Annotated in this window: 4 protein-coding genes and 1 pseudogene; 1 reads left to right on the forward strand and 4 read right to left on the reverse strand. The window is 39.3% G+C overall.

The genetic code is table 11. From position 1 onward, the window contains the following. The 4 genes from UC75_RS21120 to UC75_RS10430 form a co-directional block, all read right to left on the reverse strand. A partial coding sequence (locus tag UC75_RS21120) for a protein-disulfide reductase DsbD domain-containing protein (protein WP_265597223.1) occupies positions 1–800 on the reverse strand: 800 nt, incomplete at its 3' end. An 18-nt stretch (positions 801–818) separates the two neighbouring features. Beyond that, positions 819–1,586, reverse strand: a complete 768-nt coding sequence (locus UC75_RS10420; protein ID WP_049837536.1) for a transporter — start codon at positions 1,584–1,586, stop codon at positions 819–821. Positions 1,587–1,598: 12 nt separating this feature from the next. Then, positions 1,599–2,144: an ankyrin repeat domain-containing protein gene (locus UC75_RS10425; RefSeq protein WP_004790092.1), complete on the reverse strand. Its 546-nt coding sequence runs from the start codon at positions 2,142–2,144 to the stop codon at positions 1,599–1,601. Between the two features lie 153 nt (positions 2,145–2,297). Further along, positions 2,298–2,648, reverse strand: coding sequence for an HPF/RaiA family ribosome-associated protein (locus UC75_RS10430; RefSeq protein ID WP_001019316.1), 351 nt, complete (start codon positions 2,646–2,648; stop codon positions 2,298–2,300). A gap of 252 nt (positions 2,649–2,900) precedes the next feature. Between UC75_RS10430 and UC75_RS21125 the strand changes: the two are divergent. Further along, positions 2,901–3,248, forward strand: a pseudogene (locus UC75_RS21125) (allantoinase); the annotation flags it as partial.

Consider the following 3,248-nt stretch of genomic DNA (forward strand, 5'->3'; position numbering starts at 1 on the left):
GCAATTAAACCTAAACCTGCATAGACCAATGCCATACTACACACAAAAGTAAGCGCAATAGTCCAAGCCTTTAGACCTTTATGTTCTCGAATAATCAGCGAAGTTAGAATAGGCAACATCGGTAAAGAACATGGTGTAAATGCGAGCAACATGCCTAAACCGAGAAATAATAAAATCCCATACCAAAGCGAGTGCTCAATTAACTTAGCTGACCAGATCTGATCTTGTGCAATTTGTGGCGTAGATGGATCTACTACAGGCTCTGTACTCTGCTCTTTTTCTAAAAATTTTGAATCTGAAGAAGTGTCGGATTGAGTATTTGCCAAATCGAGCAGCCGTTTTGGCGCTGTTCCTGCTTGGTTTTGCACACCAACCAAGCCATCTGTATCAGTTTGAAACTCAATGGTTTGTGGCGGATAACAAATACGATCTTTGGCACAGCCCTGCCAAGTGACACTATAGTGCTCTGAAGGCTTGGTTTTAATTTGGAAATTAACTTGATGGTAGTAAACCTGACTTTGCCCATAATTTTCATCATATTGGGCAATCGCTTTAGGTAATTTTAAAGCTAAAGGTTGAGTACCTTGTTGTACGGTAAATTTATGCTGATATAGATAGTAATTTGGCTGAATCTGCCAAGATAAACTCGCAGTATGCGGCTCAGAAGATTCAACCGAAAATGAAAAAGCTTGTTCGGGCGAGAGCAGCTTATCTTGTGCGGAAACCAACTGGCTAAACACACAAACGGCGACTGCTAGAAAATAAAGAATTCCCTGATGAATAAGCTTTTTCATTAACATAAATTTAAATTGCTTCGATTAGAACAAGAACGCCACGCCTAAGCCACCATTGTAGCTCTTGTCTTGACCCTCTAAATCGACCCCGATACTTGCGTCAAGCTGAGTACGATTATTTACAGCGTAGACTAAACCTGTACCTAAACCGTATTCATAGTCTTGGCTTTCAGCTTTACGGTAAATGAATTCAGAATATCCAGAAAGTTTACCAGCTATCTTATAGTTGATTGCTGGAATTGCAGTCACAGCCCAATTACTGTTTTGCACTTCGTAACGCATGGTAATTGAGGTATCAATCAAGTCATCATATTTATAAGCCACTGCTGAGCTTAGGCTATAAATATCATCATGCGCAGTAAATTCATCATTACCAGTTGCAATGACAGCCTGAGCTAACACAGCCATTGATAAGTTTTCATCATCTAGATCAATTGCTTTTTTCAAACCGATGCTTACATCACCAAAGCCTGAATTGTCAGTTTTTTTAGCAGCACGTTTGGTTTGAGTCCATGCTGGACCTTGCCAACCTAATTGTAATTCTAAGCCATCAGCCAAACCTGTACGGAATAGCATATCTTCACTTACAGTTACGGTCTTTTCTTTAACGCCATCGACAGTCGACTCTGTATAAGTCGCACTAGGTAAACCTTGTTCCCAAGCTAACTTACCCACTGGTGTAATACCTGTTCCGAAGCCTGCTCCAGGACGGTCAAAGGAAAACTCTGCTGCGAAAGTACTTCCGGCAGCAACAGTTGTAAGGGCAAAAGTTAAAATTTGTACTATTTTCATTTTAATGTCCAATCAAGTAGTTAATTCTTTTGTCATTTTAGCCCCATGACGGCGCAATAACTCTAATGTTTCACGCTCTTCTTCAAGTGATTCTGACCAATCTATTTCATCAAAATCACAATCAAAGAACAACTGACTGATTGAAGATAAAACGGTGAGTCCTTCTTCATCACGTGAGTTTGGATCAACTTTTTCATCGAGTAAACGTTGAACAGCTGGAGCACATGCCGAGCTTGCAGCATCCCATAACGGGCCATAAAACTCTTCTGCATCCCAAAGGTGTACATTGGCTTTAGCTTGAATTAGGGCTTCAAGAATATCGAGATAAACTTGTAACGCTTGTTGCTTCTCTTCTTTTGATAATGGTGTACCCGCTTCATAAGCTTCCGATACATTTTCCCACCATTTAAAAATTCCGTCACAGATAATTGATACAGGTGGCCCTTGCTCTGGATCAATAAAGTTCGGATCAAGTCCGTCAGCAAGTAATTTCTGCACTTGCGCGAGTTCTAATTCTTCTATGGCTTTAATTAAAGCTTGCTGCTGGGTGGTTAACATGACCATCTCTCAAAAATATATTAGGGCTATTATGCCTAATCTCTTCTCCAGATTTTAGAGGTTGATTGCATCGCATTGCAAACCTAATGTTGTGAATAGTTTTATTTTCATCAAATATAAAAAAAGCCCCGAAGGGCTTTTTAGCATTTTCAATTAAACTTCATCATCAATGAATTCTGGTTGCCCACCTCGCGGGTGTTCTTTTTTCTCAAAAGTATGTTCGAGGCTACGTTTTAATTTTTCAATCGCGCCATGAATTGAAGCGTCAATATTTCCTGCTTTATGGTGCACTGCAACCGGTTTCAAACCTGAAGGACGCGCTTCAATCATACAGTGGATATCTTTGTCACCACCTTTGTCCCCATTTTCATCACTAAAATGAACCGAAAAATGCGTAATACGTTCGCTATGACGTTGGAATTCTTGAGTAAGTTCTGCACGTACATAAGTAATTAAACGTTCGCTGTTATGGATGTTTTTATCTGTGCGGATTTCAATATTCATAAATACCATCCTCTCTTTCTTACTGTGGATCTTTTCTATGCAAAACTTTTTTATGTTGGCATGTTTTAAGCATGCATGAACTGACTTCAATTGTACATTTTGATGGTGTAATGGTTTGTTATCTCCTGACTTAAACGTACTGGTTTTAATTTATTTTGAAGATCTTCATATCTTCAATATCAGTCCATCTATAAAAATATGCAAGCTGATTTTTTAAATATTTATGAAAAATTGAACAAAAGGAGAGCAATCGTGTCCAAATCTTATCTATCTGGAGCCGAGCTCATTGAGCAAATTCAAAAGTCTCCTTATTCACGTGATTTGATCGGTTATCACGGTCAGCCTCCACAAGTTAAATGGCCTAACAACGCCAAGATTGCAGTGCAATTTGTTCTTAATTATGAAGAAGGTGGCGAAAAACATATTGAGCACGGCGATGAAGGCTCAGAACAGTTTTTATCGGAGATTATTGGCGCTGCAAGTTACCCAGCGAAACATATGTCGATGGACTCGATGTACGAATATGGTTCACGTGCTGGTTTTTGGCGCATTCATAATGAGTTCCAAAAGCGCAAACTTCCAATGACTATTTTTGGAGTT

The organism is Acinetobacter sp. V2 (genome assembly GCF_001188385.1).
In the GTDB taxonomy this organism is placed as follows: Bacteria; Pseudomonadota; Gammaproteobacteria; order Pseudomonadales; family Moraxellaceae; genus Acinetobacter; species Acinetobacter oleivorans.